The sequence below is a fragment of the Bacillus sp. JJ864 genome, from assembly GCF_036963045.1.
GTDB classification, from domain to species: domain Bacteria; phylum Bacillota; class Bacilli; order Bacillales; family Bacillaceae_G; genus Bacillus_A; species Bacillus_A pseudomycoides_C.
On record NZ_JBALLY010000180.1, the window covers coordinates 1 to 2,608 of the forward strand.

Consider the following 2,608-nt stretch of genomic DNA (forward strand, 5'->3'; position numbering starts at 1 on the left):
ATACATTGAGTGTATATAATGGTATAATATATGTAATGATATTCTGGGATTTAACAAATAATTATAAGAATGGGAAGGGTGGATAACTAATGGGGAAATTAAAGGAATCAGACTTATTTGCTCCTGTTAAGTCATTTTTACTTAAAAATGGTTGTTCAAATGTTTATGGAGAAGTTTTAGGGTATGATGTTTTAGGTCTAAATGGCGTTTGTGATGTCATCGTTGAATTAAAAACAACATTAAGTTTTAAATTAATAGATCAGGCGCTAGATAGATTAAATCATGGCCATTATGTTTATATTGCGATTCCAGAACGAAAAGGTCATACACCTCACTGTGTAAAAAAAATCTTAGAGCAAAATAAAATAGGGTTACTCGAAATAGGAAAAGACAGGTTTTCAGATGAAATAATTGCTCATATATCTATTCCAGCAAAATATAATCGTCTTCCGAATGAATTGAAAAAGAAAGGTTTTAAACCAATACGAAATTATATTAAGGACTATCATACAACACAAATTGGTGGTGTTAAAGGGGGAGAAGGTGCTACTGATTATTCAATTATGATTGCAAATATTAAGGATTATTTACGTTTCGGTAAACATAAAAAATGGGCTTCGATTGATGAAATATTGACTTATTGTGAGACACATTACGCTAATCCAAAACCAAGCTTAATAGCCACTTTGCAAGCAAAATGGAATAGTGATTGGTGCGAATGTAAGCGTGAGAATGGCAAGATGTATTTTAGAATTATTAATTAAAAATACTCTAAAGAGGGTAGGTGAAGAAATGAGTCAATTAATTACCTCTATAAAGGCAACTATAAGGTTATTTAATCAACCTAAGAGAATAGGAGAAACAATTGAGGTTCAAAATCAATTGTATGTAATTATTGGTATCGAACAATTTAAAATCTATGGACAACAGTTATCTATTTGGTATACAGTTCAAAATTTAGAAGCGTATGATTTTATTTCAAAACAAATAGGTTATCCAGAACAAGGATTGATTAAGCTAAATGTTCAATATAAGTATAATGATAAACGTTTCGAACACCTTCAAATAGGAAGAACTGTTCCCTATCAAGAAGAACAATTCAAGATTGTAGAATATACGGATATTATTTTGCTAGGAACAGATATTAAGGTTTCGTTTTTGGTGAAAAAAGTATTACCGCTTAATCGTAAGGAAGCGAAAATGAGATACTTTATGGAAAAACAAAAGAAATTAAATATTGATTTGCTGTAATTAATTTAATATTAAATTAGAAAAGGAGAATGATATTCTATGGGAGTATCTTGGGTTTGTTTTAAAAGATACGAAATTGTAAAACATGAAGAAAATGATTTCGATGATATGATTTGTTTTTTTGATGAAAAGAATTTAGGTATTGGATATGCAACATGTGGAACTTTAAGAGCTGTATTTGCTCATTATAAAATACATATACCGATATATAGTCAATTTGAACCACCGAATTCAAAGGAATTAGAATTAGTTTCTCCTGTTAAGATAGCTAAAGCTTGTGAAGAAGCCATAAAAATTTTAAAAGAAGGAATTAATCCAGAGTTTGAAGATTTTAATGGTGAGAAAAATATGTTGTGGGAATTAGATGATCTTGATGGGCGGAATGGAGGGTATAAAACCATACCAGAATTGAATTGTAGGATAATAGAACATTTAGAACGCATAAAATTATTCTCAAATCAAGGGTATTATTTTATTGAAAATGAAGATTAATTTAATTTTTTAAATAAAGGGGAATGAAACATGAGTTTAGTTGAAAGTGTTTTAGGTTTAATTTATGTTTCAGTTGGTCTTTTTGCTCTAAGATATTTTTCTAACATTAATCAAAAACAAAAACGTTAGTTAAAAAAGGGGAAGATAAGACAATGAAGTTTGAAAATAAACCTATTTCAAAGATAGAAGGGCTTACAGCTTTATTTATAGGGATACTTGTTGTTAGTGGTGGATTATTTGGACTGTCATTTGTGGCTACTTATAAAATGATTCAAACTGTTTGTGTTATTACTTTTAGTGTTTCAGCAATCATTGTAGTTCTTTTTATGTTTTATGAGGTTAGGACAGAAAATAAACAATAGAGACTGGGGGAAAAGAGAAAATGGTGAAAAAAGTTAATCACTATATTTTAATTGGTGCGGTTTCTGTATTAATTGTTGCAACATTTATGTTGATGGTATGGACTTTTTCATTTGAAATGTCTATAGCTTTATCAAACCCTGAAAAGGGAATGGAATTATTACTAAATAGGATAAAATTAATGGTGCTTCCAATTTTTCTAATGTTATTTTTCTGGTTTCTTATAAATTATATAGCAAATAAAACAAATTAAAAAATTATTTATAATAGTTAATGATATTAAGTATAACTATTTAATGTGTGCCTATAATTATAATAATTACTTTTGAAAGGAGAGATAATTATAATGGATTATAGGTCACTTAGTAAAAAGTTAATGCACATATTATTGTTTTGGTTTATGTTGATTTTACCAGTAGGAATTCTTTTAGATATTTTTATAAAAGGGATTGTTAATTATTTCGCTTTGCTTTTGGCGGTGATTATGTTTTGGTATGTTCCAAAA

5 protein-coding genes are annotated in these 2,608 nt (G+C 28.4%); all 5 read left to right on the forward strand.

Translation table 11 applies throughout. The annotated features are described in order from the left end of the window. Nucleotides 1–89 precede the first annotated feature (89 nt). The 5 genes from V7024_RS21890 (at nucleotide 90) to V7024_RS21910 (ending at nucleotide 2,356) form a co-directional block, all read left to right on the forward strand. Nucleotides 90–764: a hypothetical protein gene (locus V7024_RS21890; protein WP_335523878.1), complete on the forward strand. Its 675-nt coding sequence runs from the start codon at nucleotides 90–92 to the stop codon at nucleotides 762–764. A 28-nt stretch (nucleotides 765–792) separates the two neighbouring features. Further along, nucleotides 793–1,251: a hypothetical protein gene (locus V7024_RS21895; RefSeq protein WP_098780938.1), complete on the forward strand. Its 459-nt coding sequence runs from the start codon at nucleotides 793–795 to the stop codon at nucleotides 1,249–1,251. A 39-nt stretch (nucleotides 1,252–1,290) separates the two neighbouring features. Then, nucleotides 1,291–1,743, forward strand: coding sequence for a vacuolar protein-sorting protein 36 (locus tag V7024_RS21900; RefSeq protein WP_335523882.1), 453 nt, complete (start codon nucleotides 1,291–1,293; stop codon nucleotides 1,741–1,743). 152 nt (nucleotides 1,744–1,895) lie between these two features. Then, entirely contained in the window at nucleotides 1,896–2,105 is a 210-nt protein-coding gene (locus tag V7024_RS21905) for a hypothetical protein (protein ID WP_098634858.1), read from the forward strand. Nucleotides 2,106–2,125: 20 nt separating this feature from the next. Beyond that, a complete protein-coding gene (locus V7024_RS21910) occupies nucleotides 2,126–2,356 on the forward strand; it encodes a hypothetical protein (RefSeq protein ID WP_335523885.1) in 231 nt (76 codons plus the stop codon). Nucleotides 2,357–2,608: the final 252 nt, after the last annotated feature.